The organism is Sphingobium wenxiniae, assembly GCF_007830065.1.
GTDB classification, from domain to species: domain Bacteria; phylum Pseudomonadota; class Alphaproteobacteria; order Sphingomonadales; family Sphingomonadaceae; genus Sphingobium; species Sphingobium wenxiniae.
The window spans coordinates 1-1,743 of sequence record NZ_VLKK01000068.1 but is presented as its reverse complement, the minus strand read 5'-3'; the positions used below and the strand labels follow the sequence as shown (position 1 = coordinate 1,743).

Sequence of the window (1,743 nt, the reverse complement as noted above, 5' to 3'; positions counted from 1 at the left end):
TCCGATCTTGTGAACGGTTTCGATCAGCAGGTCGATCATCGCGTCAGTGAGTTGCGCCTCCCGCGACATTAGATAAATCGCATAAAGGCCGAGCTGTCGCGCCGGCGCATGCCGGCGCATCTCCGAGGCCTTTTCACCGGCAACGCGGCGAACAATCTGATCGACCCATGGCTTGCCCGTAGCCGTCAGGAGATCATGGGGAAGATCAAGTCTCTGGATAAAGGCGAGTTTCTCGGTCACGTCGAGAATGTTGTCGAGCGTTGCCTGTCCGGCGTCACCCTTCATCCTGTTGAATCCGGTCGAGCTGTCCGGATCGGCAAGCGAGGCTTCCAATAACGCCACCGCATCTGACGAAAGCCGATCACTGGTTCCGGTCAGCCAGGTGTCCAGATAATCTTGCCGTTGTGAGCGAACGACACGTTCAAGCTCCTTGCGCGACGGCCCATAGATACGGCGGTCGCGGCACCACAGGAAAACATGCTCAAGCATGGCATTGATCGACTGGCCGCCCGGGCACAGCTCGCCAGCAATCCATTCCGTCAATTGCGCGCGATCCACCCGCTTCATGCGGTGATATCCAAGATGGATCAGGATCTCCGCACAATGCCGTCGTGCTGTCCGACTGGAAAAGTCATAACCGGCTATCTCGCCAGCCTCGACACCGAGTTGCTCGGCCAGATACGAGAGGCCATCGGTAGGGATTGAGCCGGGATCGATCGCGAAAAACCCCAGGGAAGCGAAGAATTTCAGCTGCGCGGCGAGGCCAAGGCGCGTCAGGGCCGGCTTCGAATTTACAAAATCAATATCGGCAAAGCTCAGGCTCCATCGTCCGATCAAATCCCCGCCCGGAATACTCCGATCCATCAACCCACTCCCTATGATGGAGCGAACTGTCCTCTTCTATGATTTCCATCGTCAATACCGAATGCCACGTTCCCAAAACGTTCTCCGACTTGGCCAAAATCGCAGCTTGGGGCCGACTGGGCCTGATAGGCGGCTGGAGAGGCTGGCTGTCATGACAAACACCGGCCTTTGACCCCGGTGCGCCCACGATCCGTTCCGGGGTCAACTTTCCGCTTTCGAAGTAGGTATGACTTTAACTCAGTTGATAGCGTTGGCAGTCAGCTAGCGGGCCGATAGGCCACCCCGATTCGCCGTTCGGCGCCAGCGCGGCGGACCAGGAGACGACGGACGAGGCGCCACGCCTCCCCCTCCTGCTCGAACGCCAGGCTGCGCGACTGTCCCGCAGTGCCGATGCGACCCCAGCGCCATTCGACGACTATCCATCCAAAAAGGTCACGCCGCAGTTCGATATGCCAGTGGCGGCGGATGTTGCGCGACGGATCACAAGCCTGGAGCACGAGCGCACCGCCATCAAGTGACAAACAGGCGTCAAGAAGCGTTCGGGTGGACTCCATGAAAGACAATTTCACGCGACCGCGACACACAGTCCAATGCGAAATATGAATCAAATCCCACACACAGAGTCAGGCTTTCGATCATGGCATGCCAACCACGAGCGCGTCACGCCGCTGCCGCCATGCTCATGATCCGTCGGCTGGCCCGATCAGCGTGATTTTCGAAATCGATTCTTAAACGATATGGGACGGCATCGTGCCGCCCCAGGATAAGGAATGGTTGCCGGCTAGATCAGACGGCTTCCGTCTCCGCCACGGCCTTGCGCCTCTTAGCAGCCGACACTTTGGCTGGCGCGCCATCAATACCCGGGCGTGACTTGCGCCC

Annotated in this window: 2 protein-coding genes; both read right to left on the bottom strand. The window is 58.7% G+C overall.

Translation table 11 applies throughout. The features are described from left to right. The coding region (locus IQ35_RS20815; RefSeq protein WP_145076219.1) for a DUF4158 domain-containing protein at positions 1-864 on the bottom strand (864 nt) is incomplete at its 3' end. Between the two features lie 257 nt (positions 865-1,121). Then, the gene (locus IQ35_RS20810) at positions 1,122-1,361 is read right to left on the bottom strand and encodes a WGR domain-containing protein (RefSeq protein WP_242003443.1); all 240 of its coding nucleotides are present in this window, start codon (positions 1,359-1,361) and stop codon (positions 1,122-1,124) included. Positions 1,362-1,743: the final 382 nt, after the last annotated feature.